Here is a 19,362-nt window from a genome sequence, read left to right as displayed (position 1 = left end):
CGAATGAGGCCGTTTCGCGATCCATCCGCCATTTATGAACGTCCAGTGCTTTTATTCAAGGGCAGCCTTGCGTTACCAACAGGGCTTTCTCGGCGCGGCGTGCAACAATCCATCGCCGAGGTGAAACTTTCTTGCGAATTCCGTCGCTTTATATAGAAGCTGGCGAGCATGAATTAAAGGAAGGGCAGGATTGTGCTTCGCGCCGAACTCGATGCCATCGATATAAAGATACTGCGTGAGCTACAGGCCGACGGCCGCATGACCAATGTCGAGCTGGCCGACCGCGTCGGCATTTCGGCGCCGCCATGCCTTCGCCGCGTGCGTAAGCTCGAAGAGACCGGCGTTATCGAAGGCTATCACGCGATGCTGAACAGTCCGAAGCTGGGCTTCGATCTGGTCGCCTTTTGCATGGTTGGTCTGAAGCATCAGTCGGAGGCCAACCTCAAGGCCTTTGCCGCCGCAACGGGCCAGTGGCCGCTGGTGCGACAGGCCTGGATGGTGTCCGGCGACAGCGACTTCCTGCTGCATTGCGTTGCTGAGAACCTGACGCGGTTCCAGGACTTCGTGATCGAGGTGCTGACGGCCAACGAGCACGTCGATACCGTGCGCACGATGCTGACGATCCGACAGGTCAAGCGCGCGGGCCTGGTCGAAGTCTGAGCGGCAAAGAGCTGGAAGCGAAGCTCTATGAATGGAACGGCTTATGCCTTATTAGAGGCGTTTTGCCGGGCCGTCCGCTGCGGATGAAGATGCGAAGATTATTCTATGACCAAATTGCCCATTTCCGCGTTCATCATTTGCCAGAACGAAGAGACGTACCTCGGCAATTGCATCGAAAGTCTCGATAAATGTGCGGAAATCGTGGTTGTCGACTCCGGTTCGACGGACGGCACGGTCGCTCTGCTTCAATCCTATATCGACAAGGGCTGGCCGATCCGGCTGTTTCACGAGACGTGGCGCGGTTATGCGGGGCAGAAGCAATTCGCGCTCGATCAGTGTACCCAGCCCTGGCGCTTGAATATTGATTCCGATGAGCGGCTCGATGCGCCGCTGCGGAAGCTTTTACCGGAGCTGGTTGCCGCTCCCGACGATATTGTCGGCTGGCGGGTGGCGCGTCGCCCCTATCTGATCGGCTACGGCTACACGCCCGAGCATGTGCACGAGCGAAAGAACCTGCGGCTCATCCGCAAAGGCAGAGGTGCGTATGATCTCACGCAAACCGTTCACGAAGGTATCGTGCCGACCGGGCGTGTCGGGGATGCGAAGTCCGGGAGTCTCCTTCACTATCGGCCACTGATCATCGATGAGCAAATCCTGAAAGAGAATAAGTATTCGACCCTGAAGGCCGATCAGCACTTTGCCTTGGGCGAGGGGACAACCTTCGCCAAACTGATTTGCAGCCCGCCGCTCTATTTCCTGCGTCTGTATTTCCACAACGGGCTATGGCGCTGCGGGCCGTCGGGCTTTATCGAGGCAATGACCGGCGCCGTGTACGCCTTTCTCACCCAGGCGAAGCTGTACCAACGGCAGGTCGCAGAGCGGCACCCGAGCTTTGACGACGCAGGAAGGCACTGAGGTCCGATCGCAATGAAAGTGATGCATATTCATTTCGGCAAGGAGGGCGGAGCAGAGCGCTTCTTTGTCAACTTGGTCAATGCCCTCCACGACCGCGGTATCGAGCAGCGTGCGCTCATTCGCCCCGATCGCAGCTGGCGCAAGGACATAGAAAAGTGCGGTGAGGTCTATGAGGGTACGTTCCGGCGTATTTCGCTCTCCCGGTTTGTCTTGTCGGCGCGCATGCGCGCCATTTTGAACGATTTTCAGCCCGACGTGATCATGTCCTGGCAATTGCGCGCGAGCCGCTTCATGCCGCGATACAAGAACGCCAGACGCATTTCGCGGCTCGGAGACTATCCGGAACACCTCGACTATTACCGCAATTCTGAAACGCTCGTCTGTATCACGCCTGATATCGCCAAGCGTGTGCGGGAACTCGGCTGGACGCGTGGCGTCGAGGTGATCGCCAATTTTACGCGTTCGGTCCCGAGCGAGCCAATCGCCAGGGAGGCGCTACAGACGCCCGCAGGCGCGTTCGTTGTGATCGGCATGGGACGCTTCGTAAAGCGGAAGGGCTTTGATGTCCTGATCAAGGCGATTGCGAGAACCCAGGGCGCATACCTGTGGTTGCTGGGCGATGGGCCCGAACGCGAGAACCTTGAAAAACTCACCGATGAGCTCGGCCTGCGCGACCGCGTACGGTTTGCCGGTTGGCAGACCAATGCCTATGCCTATCTCGCGTCCGCCGATGTCTTCACCGTTACGTCGCTTCACGAGCCACTCGGCAATGTGTGCCTCGAGGGCTGGGGGGCGGGGAAACCCACCATCTCCTCTCGTGCCGAGGGACCGAGCTGGGTGATGACCGATGGCAAGGATGCGTTGATGGTCGATTGCGGCGACGTCGAGGGGCTCGCGAATGCAATGGCGCGCCTTCGCGATCAGCCGGCCTTGCGTGCTGCCTTGATCGAAGGTGGCCAAGACACGCTCACGAACCGGTTTTCCGAGGAGGCCATCACGCAAGCCTACATCCGCTTGTTTGAAACCGGGAAGAGTGAACCGTGAGGGTGATGCACTTCCACTTTGGCAAGGATGGGGGGGCCGAGCGGTTCTTCGTTCACCTTGTCAATGCCCTGGCTCGGCGCAATGTCGAGCAGAGCGCCGTCATCCGACCCGGTCGGATCTGGCGCAAGGATATGCCGGCCTCGGTCAGGATCTCCGAAAGCAACTTCCGCAATCTCTCCCTGGATCGGGTTTTGCTGCCGCTGAGAGTTGCTCTCAATGCGCGATGGGTTCGGCCGGATGCAATCATGGCCTGGGCACCTCGCGCGAGCGAGTTGATGCCGAACTACAAAGGTTGCATCAAGATCTCCCGGCTTGGGGATTACCCGACCAATCTCAGATACTTCAAGAACTCCGACATTCTTGTCTGCAACACGCCCGGCATCGCCGAGCACGTGCGCAAGCTGGGATGGACGCGAGGAGTCGAGGTGATTTCGAACTTCACGAGTGCAAAACAGGTTGCCCCGATCGACCGTGCTGCATTCGGCACACCAGCGGATGCGCCTGTTGTGATGTCGATGGGCCGTTTCGTGCCACGCAAGGAGTTTGCGCTGCTGACGGCGGCGGTTGCGAAGCTTCCGGGCGTCTATTTGTGGCTCGCCGGAGAAGGCGAGGAGCTGGACAATGTCAAGAAGATAGCGGCGGATCTCGACGTGACGGACCGCGTGCGATTTCTCGGCTGGCAGAAGGATACGCGACCTTTCGTGGCGGCGGCAGATATCTTTGTCATGCCGTCAAACCACGAACCGCTTGGCAATGTCATTCTGGAGGCTTGGGCGCAGGGCAAGCCCGTCGTTTCCAGCCGTTCCGAAGGACCGTCGTGGTTCATGCGGGATGGCGACAATGGGCTTCTTGCCGAAATCGGAGATACCGATGGTTTTTCGCACGCCATCGAACGGGTGATCAACGACCCGAACCTGGCCGCAAAGCTTGCTGCAGGCGGACGCGAGACGCTGATGAAGCAGTTCTCTGAAGACGTGGTTGCCAACGCCTACCTCGAGCTCTTCACCCGCAAACCTTGAGGCGTCGCTCAAAGCGATCGATAGACGGCACCGATTTTCTGGGCTTCCCCTTCGATGCTGAAGGCGTTCATCGCATGGACCCGCGCCCGGGCCGATGCCCGTTGCCGGCGGCTGTCGTCGTCCATGAAAAGGCCCGCAGCTTGAGCCATTGCGTCCGGATTATCGCGCGGGACAATGACGCCGGTTTCGTTGGCGCCGGTTGACAGCAGTTCCGGAAACGCACCGACGTCAGTGGCGACCACGGGGACAGCGGTTGCCATGGCTTCGAGCGGCGTCAGACCAAAACCTTCCCAGCGTTGCGGAGCGACGAAGAGGTCGAGCATCCGATACCAGTCATTGATATTGGTGTGTTCGCCGACGAAGAGAATGCGATCGGTCAAGCCGGCGGCAGCGACGCGCGCCTTCAGTTGCTTCTCGAACTCGACGTGCTGCGTGGTTGCACGTCCGGCAAGAATAGCGATCCAGTCCGGTCGGGTCGGCAGCAGGCGGATCATGCTGTCGACGAAAAGGTCCGTTCCCTTCTGATGGCGAACGCGGCCGAAGCAGCCGGCGATTTTCTTCGTCGCGTCGAGACCAAGGCCTCGCCTGGCTCCTGCCTTGTCGTCGCTCGGGGAAAAACGGGTCGTGTCTATTCCATGCAGAACGACGGTGTTCGGCACCTCCAGATAATCGGCCGTCTTGCCGCTGGTTGCGATCACGGCGTCCATTTTCGAGATCAGCCATTTCGTCCAGCCGGTATGGCGTCGCTGAGAGGCCGAGGTGAAGACGATCTTCAAGGGCATGCGCAGGACATCGCGCATCAGGATGGCTGGAAGCATCTCGATGTTGCGGCGGGCGTGCCATATGCGGAAGGGCCGGCTGCGGGGCGCGCGCCAAAGCTTCGGCAGGTCGCGAAAGCGAATGTGCGGCAAAGATGCCGGAAGACCCGGTCCCAGAGCCGCAATCTTCTCGCCGAGAGCGCGCTGGACCGGGATCAACTGAATGATGGTGGAGGTGACGCCTGAGAGCCGTTTCTTGAAGTTCGGCGCAATAATCTCGACGTCACTGACATTGATGATAGCCGGTTGGCCGCGACCTTCCACGGGTTCATCAGCCCCAGGAAATGGAAAGAACTTCGTAAGCCTTGGCGCCGCCGGGTGCATTGACCTCGATGGAGTCGCCGACTTCCTTGCCGATCAGCGCACGCGCGATCGGAGAGGAGATGGAGATACGGCCGGCCTTAACATCGGCTTCCTGGTCGCCGACGATCTGATAGGTCTTCTCTTCGTCGGTGTCCTCGTCGACGAGCTTCACCTTGGCGCCAAACTTGATCTTGTCGCCAGACATCTTGGACAGGTCAATAACCTCGGCGCGTGCGGTGAGGTCTTCAAGTTCGCTGATGCGGCCTTCGTTGTGGCTCTGCGCTTCCTTTGCGGCGTGGTATTCGGCGTTTTCGGAAAGGTCGCCGTGCGCGCGCGCCTCTGCGATCGCTTCGATGATTCGCGGGCGCTCTTCCTGCTGACGCCAGCGCAGCTCTTCCTGCAGCTTGACGAAACCACCCTGTGTCATCGGTACCTTATCAACCATTTCTCTGTCCTTCACTCCCTGCGTCTGCTTTGCCGCAGACACAAAAGAAAACAGGTCCCGAAGGCGAACTTCGGAACCGTGCAACAATCCTAGTTACACGGCTTATAGCAGATCGGCACCGGCGATTTCCATAAAATTCGTATTCACGGCTACGACGCGATGCGTCTTTGCATGCCGCCGTCATAACGAAGGCAAGAGCCGGATCAAGGGTTTGACTGCTTGATCGCAGGACATGGATCAAGCCGCTAGGGAACGAAATGAGGGTTTGCGGGCAGGTTCGGTGGATCATAGGAACACGCATCCTTCCGCTCCTTGACCGAAATATGGATCAGCGCATCGTCCGCAATGAAGCGCCGTCGCTCAAGGGAACATAAATGCCATTGCGACTGCCGCGCTTGCGCCAGGAATTTTCCGGCACGCGCCGGGGGATGTATTCCAGGATTTTCCAGCCGGCGGTCATGGAACTGTGGAGGGGAGCCATGGGGTCCAACGGCGTGTATTTCTTCCCGCTCTTTGCAAGCACGATGTCGTTGACAGTGCGGGTGCGATAGAGGAGCCCGGCGGGGTTCGTTTCCTCGATCATCCAGGCGAGGGGGATCTTGACGGCTCCGCTCTGCGCTTCCGGATAGCCGCCGCCGACATCGCCGTGCACGCCGGCAAACCACACTTCCTTGACGTTCTGCCTGACCGGCATCTTTGGGCGGAACGGGCGACCCCAATATTCCTGATCCGGCTCCCAGAGAACCGGCCGGAACATCGTTCGCCGTTCATCGATCGCGACGGCGTGGCGCACCCATTCGACGCTCGGATTTTTGCGGGTGAAAGGGTGGGTCTTGAATTGCGGATGCCATTTGCCGGCCTCGATCACCGACGCCACCGTGTCGAAGAGGCCGAGCAGCTTGATCGGCGGACGGTCATTTCTGAGCGTGCGCTCATAGAGACGCATGGCAGCGAAGGCCGACGGCGCATCCTCGCCGCCATCTTCTGGGGCACCGCCAAGCTGCTCTTCCTGCGCGGGAATCCCCTTGTAGGTCCTATAGGCATAGTCGAGCAGATTGAGATGATATCGGCTTGTCAAGCCAAAGGCATGGATGAAGCCTGCCAGGACGCGGGCCGAATAGGCACCGCGGCTGAAGCCGAAGATATAGATACGGTCGCGATCGGGATGTCGCCCGTCGGCATCGGGCGGACCGCGATCGTAGTTCTCCACCAGGAAGCGATAGGCTTCCTTGACGTTCTGATCGAGACCCCAGCCGGTCGCGAGCCCGAAAATCTCGTAGGATTTGCGAAGCAGTCTCGACCAGGCATTGGTCGCGCCGAACGTGCCGATGCCCGGATCGTAATACACGATCTGCTCATCCGAGCGTTTCAGGGTGCCGAATAGTCTGAGGACATTCGTCCGGTCAGCCGAAATCTCGTTCGACGTGCCGTCAAACAGAATGACGAGGTTCTTTGCCATGAACCACTCCGGAGCTACCGCCGCAACGGTAGCATCCGAGCGATCGGACGGCAACTTCAGGTCGTTTGGCTCAGAAATAGCTCTGCAGCGGACGGACTTCGAGGTTGCCGGCGCGCAGCGCCTTGATCGCCTGGGCGGCTGCCTCGGCGCCGGCCATCGTCGTGTAGTAGGGTACCTTCTGCATCAGCGTTGCGCGGCGCAGCGATTTCGAGTCGGAGATCGCCTTGTTGCCGTCGGTCGTGTTGATCACGAGCTGAACCTGGCGGTTGCGGATCGCATCTTCGATGTGCGGACGTCCTTCCAGGACCTTGTTGATTTTCGTCGACTCGATGCCGTTTTCAGCCAGGAAGCGTTGCGTGCCGCCGGTTGCCAGGACCTTGAAGCCTTCGCCGACGAGAACGCCGATGGCCGGCAGAACGCGCGGCTTGTCCTCGTCGCGGACCGAAACGAAGACGGTGCCTTCACGCGGCAGTTCGACGCCGGCGCCGAGCTGCGACTTGGCGAAGGCCAGCGCGAAATCCGTATCGAGGCCAATGACTTCGCCGGTCGAGCGCATTTCCGGACCGAGCAGGGTGTCGACACCGGGGAAGCGGGCGAAGGGGAATACGGCCTCCTTGACGGCAATGTGCTTGAGGTTGCGCGGATCGGGCTTTTCGCCGTAGGCGGCAAACGTCGCATCGAGCTTTTCGCCAGCCATGGCGCGCGCCGCGATCTTGGCGATCGGCGCACCGATGGTCTTGGCGACGAAGGGTACCGTGCGCGAGGCGCGCGGGTTCACTTCGAGAACGTAGACGGTGCCGTCCTTGATGGCGAACTGCACGTTCATCAGGCCGACGACGTTAAGCGCCTTGGCCATGGCCTTCGCCTGGCGCTCGAGCTCGTCGACCATCTCGTTCGACAGGGTGCGCGGCGGCAGCGAGCAGGCCGAGTCGCCGGAGTGAATGCCGGCTTCCTCAATATGCTCCATGATGCCGGCGACATAAGCGTCTGTCCCGTCGCAGAGGCAGTCGACGTCGACTTCGATGGCGTTGCTGAGGTAGCTGTCGAACAGCAGCGGGTTCTTGCCGAGAAGTGTGTTGATCTGGCCCGTCTTGTCGTTCGGATAGCGCTGCTTGATGTCCTCAGGCACCAGTTCCGGAACCGTGTCGAGCAGGTAGGTCTGCAGCATCGATTCCGAGTGGATGATCTGCATGGCGCGGCCGCCGAGAACGTAGGACGGGCGCACGACCAGCGGGAAGCCGATTTCGGTGGCGACGAGGCGGGCCTGCTCGACGGAGTAGGCGATGCCGTTGTTCGGCTGGTTGAGATCGAGCTTCATCAACAGCTTCTGGAAGCGGTCGCGGTCTTCGGCGAGGTCGATCATGTCGGGTGCCGTACCGAGGATCGGAATGCCGTTCTTTTCGAGGGCTTCGGCAAGCTTCAACGGGGTCTGGCCGCCGAACTGGACGATGACGCCAACGACTTCGCCCTTTTCCTGCTCTCCACGCAGGATCTCGATGACATCCTCGGCCGTCAGCGGCTCGAAATAGAGGCGATCGGAGGTATCGTAGTCAGTCGAGACCGTTTCCGGGTTGCAGTTGATCATGATCGCTTCATAGCCGGCATCCCTCAAGGCGAAGGCGGCGTGGCAGCAGCAATAGTCGAATTCGATGCCCTGGCCGATACGGTTTGGACCGCCGCCAAGGATGACGACCTTCTTGCGGTTGGAAACGTCAGCTTCAGAGCGGGCAACGCCGACGAACGGGGTTTCGTAGGTCGAGTACATGTAGGCGGTCGGCGAGGCGAATTCGGCGGCGCAGGTGTCGATGCGCTTGAAGACCGGTCGGACGTTCAGCCTGTTGCGCAGCTCAGCCACTTCCTTCGGGCGCTTGCCGGACAGCGTTGCCAGGCGGGCGTCGGAGAAACCCATCGCCTTGAGCGCGCGCAGGTTGGTTGCGTCAGTTGGCAGGCCGTGCTCGCGGATGCGGGCTTCCATGTCGACGATCGCCTTGAACTGGGCGATGAACCACGGGTCGATCTTGCAGCCTTCGTGAACTTCTTCAGGGCTCATCCCTTGACGCAGCGCCTGGGCGACCATGCGCAGGCGATCCGGCGTTGGTGTGCCAATGGCGGCGCGGATGGCGTTCTGGCTGGATTCACCTTCCTCGACATCCGGAATTTCGATCTCGTCGAGGCCAGTCAGGCCCGTTTCGAGACCGCGGAGCGCCTTCTGCAGCGATTCCGCGAAGGTGCGGCCGATCGCCATGACCTCGCCAACGGACTTCATCGCGGTGGTGAGCACCGGCGAGGCGCCCGGGAACTTTTCGAAGGCAAAGCGCGGGATCTTGGTGACGACGTAGTCGATCGACGGCTCGAAGGAGGCCGGCGTCGCGCCGCCGGTGATGTCGTTTTCCAGTTCGTCCAGCGTATAGCCGATCGCGAGCTTGGCGGCGACCTTGGCGATAGGGAAGCCGGTCGCCTTGGAGGCGAGGGCCGAGGAGCGCGAAACACGCGGGTTCATCTCGATAACGACGAGGCGGCCGTCCTTCGGGTTGACGGCGAACTGAACGTTCGAGCCGCCGGTCTCGACGCCGATCTCGCGCAGGACCGCGATCGAGGCGTTGCGCATCATCTGATATTCTTTGTCGGTCAGCGTCAGCGCCGGGGCGACGGTGATCGAGTCGCCGGTGTGGACGCCCATTGGGTCGATGTTCTCGATGGAGCAGATGATGATGCAGTTGTCCGCCTTGTCGCGGACGACCTCCATTTCATATTCCTTCCAGCCGAGAACCGATTCCTCGATCAGAACTTCGGTGGTGGGCGACGCATCCAGCCCGCCGCCGATGATCTCGAAGAATTCCGAGCGGTTGTAGGCAATGCCGCCGCCGGTGCCGCCCATGGTGAAGGACGGGCGAATGATGGCAGGCAGACCGACGGCGTCGATCGCCTGCGCAGCGATCGCCATGGCGTGGCTGATGTAGCGCTGCTTGCGGTCGGTCTCGCCGAGGTTCCACTGGTTTTCCAGCTCGTCGAGCGCCTTGTCGAGGTCGGAGCCGGAGAGGCTCTCCTTCAGCTTGTTGCGCTCGGCTTCATGCGTCTTGCGATCGGCATCCTTGATGTCGGTGGCGTTTGCCAGCATGGAGCGCGGGGTTTCCAGGCCGATGCGATCCATTGCCTCTCGGAAGAGGGCGCGGTCTTCGGCCATATCGATTGCAGCGGGCTTCGCGCCGATCATCTCGACATTGTAGCGGTCAAGAACACCCATGCGCTTCAGCGAAAGGGCGGTGTTGAGTGCCGTCTGACCGCCCATGGTCGGCAGCAGCGCGTCCGGACGTTCCTTGGCGATGATCTTTGCGACGACTTCGGGCGTGATCGGCTCGACGTAGGTGGCGTCGGCAAGACCAGGGTCGGTCATGATCGTTGCCGGGTTGGAATTGACGAGGATGACGCGGTAGCCTTCCTCCTTCAGCGCCTTGCACGCCTGGGTGCCGGAGTAGTCGAATTCGCAAGCCTGGCCAATGACGATCGGTCCCGCGCCGATGATGAGGATCGATTTGATATCTTGGCGCTTCGGCATGGCTTTTTCCGTTTCCTAGCTGCGCAGAAAGCCGGCCAGGGTGGGAGGCACCGGCCGGGTCGCGCATGTGATGGTCTTTTCAGGCTAGAAGCGGCTTATAGGCAAATGTATTTGTAAACGGAACCCCATAAATTGCGGAATCGACAGGAATTGGCCGAACGACAGAAGCCTAGTCGATACCCGGTACGACACCCGGTACGACAAGGGCTCGGATCTCACCCCGGCGGGCGGGACTGGAGATTGCTTCAACCGCGTCATTGAAGCCGATCCGGCGGGAGACAAGCGGCGCGACCTTGATGGTCCCCGATGCGATGAGATCGGCCGCGCGCCGGTGCGTGAACGGGTTGAGGAACGAGTTCACCAGCTTGATCTCGCGGAAGAGGAGGTCGAAGGGTTCGACCGCAATCTTCATGCCCTGGGGCATGACCCCGAGGATCACGACGGTGCCGCCGCGCCGTGCAAGGCGGGGCGCCTGCTCGATTGTTTCGGCAACACCGGCGCATTCGATGACGATGTCGGCGCCGCCGGGCAGCAAACCGTCTGCCGCAGTCAAGCGTGCCACGATATCGCCTGTCGAAGGATCCGCACTCGCAGTGGCGCCCAGCCTCTCGGCGAGCGTCCGCTTCTCCTCGCTGCGGGTGACGAGGACAACCTTGGTTGCTCCCGCCAGCCGGGCCAACTGCACGATGAGCAAGCCGATCACGCCGCCGCCGAGGACGACGACCGAGGCGCCGGTCCGGATTTCGGCAAGATCGACGCCGTGGATGCAGCAGGCGAGAGGCTCGCAAAAGGCGCCGTGGAGAGGATCCAGTGCCGAAGGCAGTTCGAAGGCCTGCTGCTGCGGAATGCAGACATATTCGGCAAAACCGCCGTCGCGATGGATGCCGATCGCCTGCAGGTTATGGCACAGATTGACGCGGCCGCGCTGGCATTGCGGGCAGCGACCGCAGGCGATGTTCGGATCGCCGGTGACGCGCATGCCTTTGCGAAAGCCGCTCACACCCTCGCCCACCTTTTCGATGATGCCGGCAAATTCGTGGCCAAGCGTAACGGGTGGCTTGGAAGGAAACTCTCCGAGGAACAGATGGCGGTCGGTGCCGCAAATGCCGCAGGCCTCCACGCGAACCAGCAATTCGCCAACTCCCGGCTCGCAACGCTCTACCTCGCGCAGTGCCAGCTTTCCCGTCGCTTCGAGCCGCACCGCCTTCATCGTTTGTCTCTCCTCCTTTGACTTCGTCGCGCAAGGAGGCCTGAATGGCGATGTCTCGTCAAGCGGTTGCGCGCGCTGCGCTCGGTCAGTGCTTCTTTGCCTCGCAATTGGAAAATATGGTCAGGCCGGCCTTCTAGCAGTGCCAGTTCGTGAAAATTAACAAATTGGGTGCTTCTATTTATCATTGCAAACCAGGCGGGCGGTTTGCTTGCAGGGGCGCGCTTGAATTGACAGTATCTCAGCGTGATAAAAGGCTTGCGAGCCTGAGAGCGTGGACTTTGGAGTTGCTATCGCACCTCAAGGTCCGGATGACGGCGGACGTTTGGCTTTATCTCGCCGTAGCAGTCTATTTCGTGATTGGCGTCGTGTTGCTGATCGCCGATGGCCACGCCGAGATGATGTCTTTCGGCCTATACTTCAACCAATGGACCTACCTGTTCCTGTTTTTCATGCCACTTATGGCCGCCATTTTTGACTACGCATGGATTTTGCTTCGCTTTGATCAGAAACGATCGCTGGCTGCGCGAAGAGCATTTTCGCCTCAGCGTTTGGCCCATCTCTTCTCGGGCATGGCGCTGATGATGGCGCTGATGATTTTTCAGGGCACGTTCACATCGATCAAGAACCTGCTGCCGATCATTCGCGGCGGCTTCATCTACGATCAACCGCTCGCAAACCTCGATGCCCTGCTGTCGTTCGGGCCCGATCCCTGGAGGGGGCTGCTCTCGATCGCCGGCCACGACGCCATCGTCAAGATCGTCGATTGGAACTACAGCGTATTGTGGTTCCTGGTCTGCTTCGCAACGCTCTTCTACGTGGCAACCTCGCCGCGAGCGGCGTCGATACGCGTCCGCTATATCAGCATGTTCATGCTCGTCTGGGTGGTCTGCGGAAATATTCTTGCCGGCATCTTCATATCGGCCGGGCCTGTCTTTTATGGCGCGGTAACCGGCGACGGGCAGCGCTTTGCGGAGCTGCTGACGGTTCTCAACTCGCCTGATAGTCCGACGACCGCGAGCATGTTTCAGCGTTATCTATGGTCGCTTCACGAGCACGGGACATCCGGGCTCGGCTCGGGCATCTCGGCGTTTCCCAGCGTCCATGTGGGGCTGATCGCCTTGAATGCATTCTTCGCCGCAGAGGTCTCACGCAGGCTGGGTATCATCGCCTTTTGTTACACGGCGTTCGTGATAGCGAGCTCCGTCTATCTCGGCTGGCACTACGCCATTGATGGCTACGCGTCGTTGCTTGTCGTTGGGCTCGGCCATTTTACTCTTAAAAAGCTGCTTGATCGCGAATCAGGATCAGCCGCCGAGGCTCCAAAGGATGCCGTCGTAACCGTCTGATTGCCCCGGCCGGACGCAAATCCCGAAGGCTGCTTGCGCCGTTAGCCTCCGCTCAAACACGCCTTCTCGGGTAGCTGGAATTTCCCGATCGGCGAGATATATATGAGCCTGTAGCGACCGAAGGTTTAGCCTGGGGGAACCGTCATGGAATGGAAAGGCCGGCGTCAGTCCGACAACATCGAGGATCGCCGTAGCGACCCTTCCATGGGCGGATTGGGCAGAGGAGGAGGCTTCAGCTTTCCGTCCGGCGGCGGCATGGGCCGGCGCGGCGGTGGCTTGAGCATCGGCACCATCATCTTCCTCGTCGTCATCTACCTTGTCCTCAAGGCCATGGGCATCGACCTGCTGCAGATCATGGATGGCGGCATGACAACAGGTGGACCGGGCTACGAGCAGAGCGAATCGGGAAGCCAGACGCCCGCCAATGACGAAATGACCGCATTCGTGCGAACCGTCCTTGCCGAGACGGAGGATACCTGGAACGGGATCTTCCAGTCCCAGGGCCGTCAGTACGAGGAGCCTCGCCTCGTTCTCTTCTCCGCACAGACGCAATCTGCCTGCGGCTTTGCCTCGGCCGCGACCGGGCCGTTCTACTGCCCGAGCGACCACAAGGTCTATCTCGACACGGCCTTCTTCAACCAGCTCAGCCGCCAATTCGGCGCCTCCGGCGATTTTGCCGAAGCCTATGTGGTTGCACATGAGGTCGGCCATCACGTTCAGAACCTGCTCGGCATCCTGCCGAAGTTCAATCAGGCGCGTCAGCGGATGAGCGAGGCGGACGCCAACAAGATGTCGGTTCGCGTCGAACTGCAGGCCGATTGCTTTGCCGGTATCTGGGGCAAGTTCACCGAGCAGAAGGGCATTCTCGAAGCCGGCGATCTGGAGGAGGCGTTGAACGCAGCCCAGCAGATCGGCGATGACACGCTGCAGAAGCGCAGCCAGGGCTACGTGGTGCCGGAAAGCTTCAACCACGGCACCTCGGAGCAGCGGGCCCGATGGTTCAAGCGCGGCTTCGACAGCGGGCAGTTGTCCGCCTGCGATACGTTCTCAGGGCCGATCTGAAACACAGACACAGCCTCTCCTCAGAGGAGAGGCTGATCATCATCATCTTTCACTGTCCATATGTTTGAGCTGGGCGTCGGGATAGCGGGTGCCCGCTGCAGCATCCCTCGGAACGGCCCGCTCGATGGCCGCCATTTCCTCGGCCGACAATTGCACGGCGCGCGAACCGAGCGCTTCGGTCAGGCGGTCGCGCCGGCGCGCCCCGACAAGAGGCACGATGTCGTCGCCCTGGGCTGCCACCCAGGCGATGGCGATCTGAGCGACCGATACCCGCTTTGCGTCCGCGATCTTGCGCAATTCCTCGACGAGCGCGAGGTTCTGATCGACATTGCCGTCCTGAAAACGCGGGCTCATGCCGCGGAAATCGCCGGCGCTGCTTCCTTGCCCTTTTTGCCAATGTCCGCTGATCAGGCCGCGGGAGAGAACGCCGTAAGCGGTGATGGAAATTCCGAGCTCGCGGCAGGTCGGCAGGATCTGGTCCTCAATGCCGCGCGATATCAGCGAATACTCGATCTGCAGGTCGCAGATCGGATGGGTGCTTGCCGCCCGACGAATGGTGTCCGCGCCGACTTCGGACAGCCCGACATGGCGGATGTATCCGGCCTTGATCATGTCACCGATCGCGCCCACCGTTTCTTCAATCGGAACGCTGGGATCCAGGCGGGCAGGGCGATAGATATCGATGTAGTCGACGTCGAGACGCTTCAGTGTATAGGCGAGGAAGTTCTTGATTGCCACCGGACGGGAGTCGTAGCCGCTCCAGTTGCCGGCTGGATCGCGCAGCGCGCCGAATTTGACGCTGATGACAACATCGTCCCGCTTGCCGCCCTTCAGCGCCTCGCCGATCAGCATTTCATTATGGCCCATGCCATAGAAGTCGCCGGTATCGAGCAGATTGATGCCGACGTTGAGTGCGGCATGGATCGTCGCAATGCTTTCGCCGCGGTCGGATGGCCCATACATGCCGGACATGCCCATGCAGCCGAGGCCGATGGCCGATACCGTGGGGCCAGTTTTCCCCAAACGATGCGTCTCCATTTCGTTCTCCTTCGTCATGCCTGTGTTGATACTTCGGAGCGGTTTTATCGCGCCGCGCTTCGTGCGATAATCCATGTGAATGCGAACGGGCTGTACGGGAAAATGCACAATGGAAGACCTTCCCCTCAATGATCTGGATGCCTTCACCGCCATTGCAAGGGAGCGCAGTTTTCGCGCGGCGGCCCGCAAACGCGGTGTCTCCGCTTCTTCGCTCAGCGACTCGCTGCGGCGCCTGGAGGAGCGCGTCGGCGTTCGCCTGTTCAACCGGACGACCCGTAGCGTCACGCCGACGGAGGCGGGGGAGCGGCTGTTGGAACGTCTTACGCCTGCTCTGGGAGAGGTCTCCCTGGCGCTTCAGCAACTCGATACCTTCCGCGATGGCCCCAGCGGGACGCTCCGCCTCAACGTCCCGACGATCGCCGCGCGGCTGTTTCTGCCCGATCTCGCCAACCGGTTCTTGAAGCGCTATCCGCAGATCTCACTCGAGATCGTCGGCGAGGACACGTTCGTCGACGTGCTCGCTGCCGGCTACGACGCCGGCATCCGCTATGACGAGCGGTTGGAGCGCGACATGATCGCGGTGCCGATCGGGCCTCGCAGGCAAAGATATGTCACGGCGGCCGCACCTGACTATCTGGAGCAGCGTGGCGTTCCTCGTCACCCGCGTGATCTGCTCGCGCATGATTGCATCAGGCATCGCTTCCTCAGTGGCGCTTCATTGCCTTGGGAATTCGAGCGGGGCGAGGAGACGCTGATGATCACGCCGAAGGGGCCGGTCATTGCCAACGCGATCGATATGGAGGTTTCGGCTGCGGTCGCCGGGCTCGGCGTTATCCGGACCTTCGAGGAGGTCTTGTTGCCAGCCATGGAGACAGGGGCACTGGTGCCGATCCTCGAAGAATGGGTAACGGAGTTCTCCGGCCCGTTTCTCTACTACGCGAGCCGCAAGCATATGCCGCCTGCACTTCGGGCTTTCGTCGATTTCGTCAAGGCTGAGCAGCGCAAAGCCGGTTAGAATCTGCGTTTGTTCCCGTTCCTCATCAACATAAGTCGTGCGCCTATCAAAAGATTTGAAATGTTCACGGATTGTTTCGCTCATGTACGTGAGCTATGTAACAAGACCGGGGACGAGATCGTCTTTTCAGAAAACAACCTGCTGTAGAGATGTCTGATGCTCGATCCGAAATTCGTTCGTCGCGGCCTCTTCCTCGTCTTCATGATCCTGTTTCTCGACGTGATCGGGATTGCGATCATTATGCCGGTACTTCCCGCCTATCTCGAGCAATTGACCGGGGGATCGGTGAGCGACGCTGCGCTCGACGGCGGCTGGCTGCTTGTCGTCTATGCGGTCATGCAGTTCCTGTTCGCACCGTTCCTCGGCAATCTCAGCGACCGCTTCGGGCGGCGACCCATCCTGCTTTTATCGGTGCTGACCTTTGCGATCGACAACTTCATCTGCGCGGTGGCGACGAGCTTCTGGATGCTCTTCATCGGTCGTGCGCTTGCTGGCTTGAGCGGCGGCAGCTTTGCGACCTGCTCGGCCTACATCGCCGATATCAGTACTGATGAGAATCGCGCCAAGAACTTCGGCCTGATCGGCATTGCGTTCGGTGTCGGTTTCACGATCGGTCCTGTCATCGGCGGCTTCCTCGGCGAGTTCGGCCCCCGGGTGCCGTTTCTCGGGGCTGCGGCTCTTTCGTTCGTGAATTTCGTTGCCGCCTACTTCATGCTTCCCGAGACGTTGGAGGCAAGGCATCGTCGGACGTTTGAATGGAAGCGAGCCAATCCGCTTGGCGCGCTGAAGCAGATGCGCGCCTATCCCGGTATCGGGCCGATCTGTGCGGTCATGTTCCTCTTCTGGCTGGCGCATGCCGTCTATCCGGCGGTCTGGTCGTTCGTGTCGACCTATCGCTATGGCTGGAGCGAGGGGCAAATCGGCCTGTCGCTCGGCATCTATGGCATCGGAGCAGCCTTCGTCATGGGTGTCATCTTGCCGAAAATCGTGCCGGTGCTTGGCGAGTGGAAGACTGCCGTCCTTGGCCTGTCCTTTTCCGTCGTCGGACTGACGGGCTACGCCTTCGCCTGGGAGGGCTGGATGGTCTACACGGTGATCGTGCTGACGGTGATGGAAAATGTCGCCGATCCGCCGCTGCGAAGCATAGCAGCCGGCAAAGTGCCGCCGTCGGCGCAAGGCGAGCTGCAGGGGGCGCTCACAAGCCTCAGCAGCATCACCACGATCATCGGGCCGCTGATCTTCACGCAGCTGTTCGGCTACTTCACGAAGCCCGAGGCGCCGGTGCGCTTTGCCGGAGCGCCGTATCTGCTGTCGGCCATCATCATCCTGATCGCGGCCATGGTATTCTTGACAAAGGTGCGCACGGTTAAGGCCGCAGACATCGTCGAGCAGCCGGCGCAGTGAGCCATTAGAATTCGTGATGCGATGATGAATTTTTCATCATTTGCATCGTTTTGAGTGGTTCTTTGCCGGGGTTTGATCTAAGGCGTCTTGATATTTCGCCGCAACTTGCGGCCTTGCCGATTGAATTACAGGAACAGTGTCATGGACACGCCGATCGACGCGCGCAAGCTTGCGCCGAAAACCGATAACCGTTGGGCTGCGCATTTTCGCGCCACGCTGGCGCTCGGAATCCCGCTGATCGGCGCGCAGTTGGCCCAGCTCGGCATCAATACGACCGACGTGATGATCGTCGGCCGCCTCGGCGCCGAGAATCTGGCCGCCATGGTGCTTTCGGCGCAGTTCCTGTTCACCATCCTCGTCTTCGGCTCGGGTTTTGCGATCGCGGTCATCCCGATGGTTGCGCAGGCATACGGCAAGGGTGACGTCGTCAGCGTGCGCCGGTCACTGCGCATGGGTCTTTGGGTCGTGCTGGCCTATTGGGTGATCATGCTGCCGGCGTTCTTCAACTCCGAGCGGATCCTGCTGGCCGCCGGGCAGAAGCCCGAAGTGGCGGCACTGGCGCATGGCTACATCCTGATCGGTCAGTTCGGCGTGCTGCCCGGCCTGCTCTACAACGTCATGCGCGCCCTCGTCAGTGCGATCGGAAGAGCGGCGGTCGTTCTCAACGTGACGATCGCGATGCTGGTGCTCAATGCCTTCTTCGCCTATGCGCTGGTGCTCGGGCATTTCGGTTTTCCGGCAATGGGGCTGGAGGGAGCCGCGATCGTTTCGGTCGTCGTGCAGGTTGCCGGCTTCCTGTTTATCGTTGCCTATGTGCAAAGCAGGCAGGAGACGCGGCGCTACGAGATTTTCGTGCGGTTCTGGCGTCCCGACTGGAAGGCGTTTTGGGAGGTCGTGCGCCTTGGTCTTCCGATCAGCATAACGATCTTGGCTGAAGTGAGCCTCTTTACCGTGGCGTCACTGCTGATGGGGCATATCGGGACAATCGAGCTCGCCGCTCACGGCATCGCCCTGCAATGGGCTTCGATCGCCTTCATGATCCCGCTCGGTTTGTCGCAGGCGGCGACCGTTCGGGTTGGCGTGGCGCACGGGCAAGGCGACTACACCGCGGTTGTTCGAGCCTCGATCGCAGTCGTCGTCATCGCCTGCCTGATCGCGGGTGCCGGTGGCATCTTGTTTGCTGTCGTTCCCGAGTTCCTGGGAAGCTGGTTCCTCGATACCACCCTGCCAGAGGCGCCGCAGGTGCTTGCCTATGCCGGGCCGCTGATCGTTGTGGCAGGGCTCTTCCAGCTGGTCGATGGCCTGCAGGTAATCGCCAACGGGCTGCTGCGCGGCCTGAAGGATGCGCGCGTGCCGATGATCATGGCGCTGATTGCCTATTGGCCGATCGGCTTCTTCCTTGCCTGGGCCTTTGCGTTCCCGCTTGGCTTCGGCGGCATCGGCATCTGGTTCGGCTTCCTCGTCGGACTGGCGGCGGCAGCCGTGATGCTGTGCGGACGCTTCTACCTGCTTGTGCGCCGCGAGAAGGACATGGCCGGCGTCTAGCCGGCCAATTCAGATCAAGCCGCGATCGGTTTGTAATTGGCAAGGTCGGCGCGAATGCCGAGCCGTTCGAACAGTGCTTGCGGATCGAAGTTTCGGGCACGATGGGCGGCCTGCACCACGGCCTTTACCCGGTCGATCACCTCCGCACTTTCCCATTGGGCGATCGTCACGAAGTTGAATTCGCCGGGTCCTGAAACCTGTTCCAGCACCTGATGGCTGATGAAGCCTTCTTGCACCTGCAAGACCTCGTGCGTCTTCAGCACGTTCATCAGGAACTCCTCGCGCGCTGCCTCCGGAACAGCAAACTTGTCGATCCGGTAAAACGCTCCGTTCATCCTCATCTCCTTTGCTTCGATGTCACAAAGGCGGGTGTAATTCCTCAAGTTAAGTTGAGGTCAACAGGCCGGAAACGAAAAACCCCGCGCGAGAGCCGGCTTTCAACTGAGCGAATGGACGGTCGCTGGGCTCGGGGCGCGCGCGCGCGCGCTTCCTCTCACCCCCCAAGCCAGTTTGCCGCCGCTAA

Annotated in this window: 16 protein-coding genes; 9 read left to right on the top strand and 7 right to left on the bottom strand. The window is 60.6% G+C overall.

What is annotated here, in order from left to right; translation table 11 throughout:
* Nucleotides 1-192: 192 nt before the first annotated feature.
* From LPU83_RS52560 to LPU83_RS52545, 4 genes are all read left to right on the top strand, one after another.
* Nucleotides 193-660 (top strand): Lrp/AsnC family transcriptional regulator, encoded by a 468-nt coding sequence (locus LPU83_RS52560; RefSeq protein ID WP_024317078.1) that lies wholly within the window; start codon nucleotides 193-195, stop codon nucleotides 658-660.
* 105 nt (nucleotides 661-765) lie between these two features.
* The gene (locus LPU83_RS52555) at nucleotides 766-1,575 is read left to right on the top strand and encodes a glycosyltransferase family 2 protein (protein WP_024317077.1); all 810 of its coding nucleotides are present in this window, start codon (nucleotides 766-768) and stop codon (nucleotides 1,573-1,575) included.
* Nucleotides 1,576-1,587: 12 nt separating this feature from the next.
* Nucleotides 1,588-2,619, top strand: coding sequence for a glycosyltransferase (locus tag LPU83_RS52550; RefSeq protein WP_024317076.1), 1,032 nt, complete (start codon nucleotides 1,588-1,590; stop codon nucleotides 2,617-2,619).
* A complete protein-coding gene (locus tag LPU83_RS52545; RefSeq protein WP_024317075.1) occupies nucleotides 2,616-3,638 on the top strand; it encodes a glycosyltransferase in 1,023 nt (340 codons plus the stop codon). The genes LPU83_RS52550 and LPU83_RS52545 overlap by 4 nt, the downstream gene beginning before the upstream one ends.
* An 8-nt stretch (nucleotides 3,639-3,646) precedes the next feature.
* Here the strand turns inward: LPU83_RS52545 and LPU83_RS52540 are convergent, their stop codons facing one another.
* From LPU83_RS52540 to LPU83_RS52520, 5 genes are all read right to left on the bottom strand, one after another.
* The gene (locus tag LPU83_RS52540) at nucleotides 3,647-4,696 is read right to left on the bottom strand and encodes a glycosyltransferase family 4 protein (RefSeq protein WP_024317074.1); all 1,050 of its coding nucleotides are present in this window, start codon (nucleotides 4,694-4,696) and stop codon (nucleotides 3,647-3,649) included.
* A 31-nt stretch (nucleotides 4,697-4,727) separates the two neighbouring features.
* A complete protein-coding gene (gene greA / locus LPU83_RS52535; RefSeq protein ID WP_024317073.1) occupies nucleotides 4,728-5,204 on the bottom strand; it encodes a transcription elongation factor GreA in 477 nt (158 codons plus the stop codon).
* A gap of 328 nt (nucleotides 5,205-5,532) precedes the next feature.
* The gene (locus LPU83_RS52530) at nucleotides 5,533-6,663 is read right to left on the bottom strand and encodes a T6SS phospholipase effector Tle1-like catalytic domain-containing protein (RefSeq protein ID WP_309475110.1); all 1,131 of its coding nucleotides are present in this window, start codon (nucleotides 6,661-6,663) and stop codon (nucleotides 5,533-5,535) included.
* 70 nt (nucleotides 6,664-6,733) lie between these two features.
* A complete protein-coding gene (gene carB / locus LPU83_RS52525) occupies nucleotides 6,734-10,219 on the bottom strand; it encodes a carbamoyl-phosphate synthase large subunit (protein WP_024317072.1) in 3,486 nt (1,161 codons plus the stop codon).
* Between the two features lie 169 nt (nucleotides 10,220-10,388).
* Nucleotides 10,389-11,429, bottom strand: a complete 1,041-nt coding sequence (locus LPU83_RS52520; protein WP_024317071.1) for a zinc-dependent alcohol dehydrogenase family protein — start codon at nucleotides 11,427-11,429, stop codon at nucleotides 10,389-10,391.
* Nucleotides 11,430-11,737: 308 nt separating this feature from the next.
* Between LPU83_RS52520 and LPU83_RS52515 the strand changes: the two genes are divergently transcribed.
* Together LPU83_RS52515 and ypfJ are read left to right on the top strand one after the other, a co-directional pair.
* Nucleotides 11,738-12,775 (top strand): phosphatase PAP2 family protein, encoded by a 1,038-nt coding sequence (locus tag LPU83_RS52515; protein ID WP_225039697.1) that lies wholly within the window; start codon nucleotides 11,738-11,740, stop codon nucleotides 12,773-12,775.
* Nucleotides 12,776-12,919: 144 nt separating this feature from the next.
* Nucleotides 12,920-13,837: a KPN_02809 family neutral zinc metallopeptidase gene (gene ypfJ, locus LPU83_RS52510; RefSeq protein ID WP_024317069.1), complete on the top strand. Its 918-nt coding sequence runs from the start codon at nucleotides 12,920-12,922 to the stop codon at nucleotides 13,835-13,837.
* 42 nt (nucleotides 13,838-13,879) lie between these two features.
* Here ypfJ and LPU83_RS52505 read toward each other — a convergent pair whose 3' ends face one another.
* A complete protein-coding gene (locus LPU83_RS52505) occupies nucleotides 13,880-14,875 on the bottom strand; it encodes an aldo/keto reductase (protein ID WP_024317068.1) in 996 nt (331 codons plus the stop codon).
* Between the two features lie 109 nt (nucleotides 14,876-14,984).
* On the opposite strand from LPU83_RS52505, the gene LPU83_RS52500 reads away from it, so the two are divergent.
* From LPU83_RS52500 to LPU83_RS52490, 3 genes are all read left to right on the top strand, one after another.
* The gene (locus LPU83_RS52500) at nucleotides 14,985-15,890 is read left to right on the top strand and encodes a LysR family transcriptional regulator (protein ID WP_024317067.1); all 906 of its coding nucleotides are present in this window, start codon (nucleotides 14,985-14,987) and stop codon (nucleotides 15,888-15,890) included.
* 156 nt (nucleotides 15,891-16,046) lie between these two features.
* The gene (locus LPU83_RS52495; protein ID WP_024317066.1) at nucleotides 16,047-17,294 is read left to right on the top strand and encodes a TCR/Tet family MFS transporter; all 1,248 of its coding nucleotides are present in this window, start codon (nucleotides 16,047-16,049) and stop codon (nucleotides 17,292-17,294) included.
* Nucleotides 17,295-17,435: 141 nt separating this feature from the next.
* Nucleotides 17,436-18,839, top strand: coding sequence for an MATE family efflux transporter (locus LPU83_RS52490; RefSeq protein WP_024317065.1), 1,404 nt, complete (start codon nucleotides 17,436-17,438; stop codon nucleotides 18,837-18,839).
* Between the two features lie 14 nt (nucleotides 18,840-18,853).
* On the opposite strand, the gene LPU83_RS52485 is transcribed toward LPU83_RS52490, so the two are convergent.
* On the bottom strand, nucleotides 18,854-19,174 hold the full coding sequence (locus tag LPU83_RS52485) for an antibiotic biosynthesis monooxygenase family protein (RefSeq protein WP_024317064.1): 321 nt from the start codon (nucleotides 19,172-19,174) through the stop codon (nucleotides 18,854-18,856).
* Nucleotides 19,175-19,362 lie beyond the last annotated feature (188 nt).

This window comes from Rhizobium favelukesii, from assembly GCF_000577275.2.
GTDB classification, from domain to species: Bacteria; Pseudomonadota; Alphaproteobacteria; order Rhizobiales; family Rhizobiaceae; genus Rhizobium; species Rhizobium favelukesii.
Note: the sequence above shows the minus strand (reverse complement) of the source record. Positions and strands in the feature narration are given on the sequence as shown.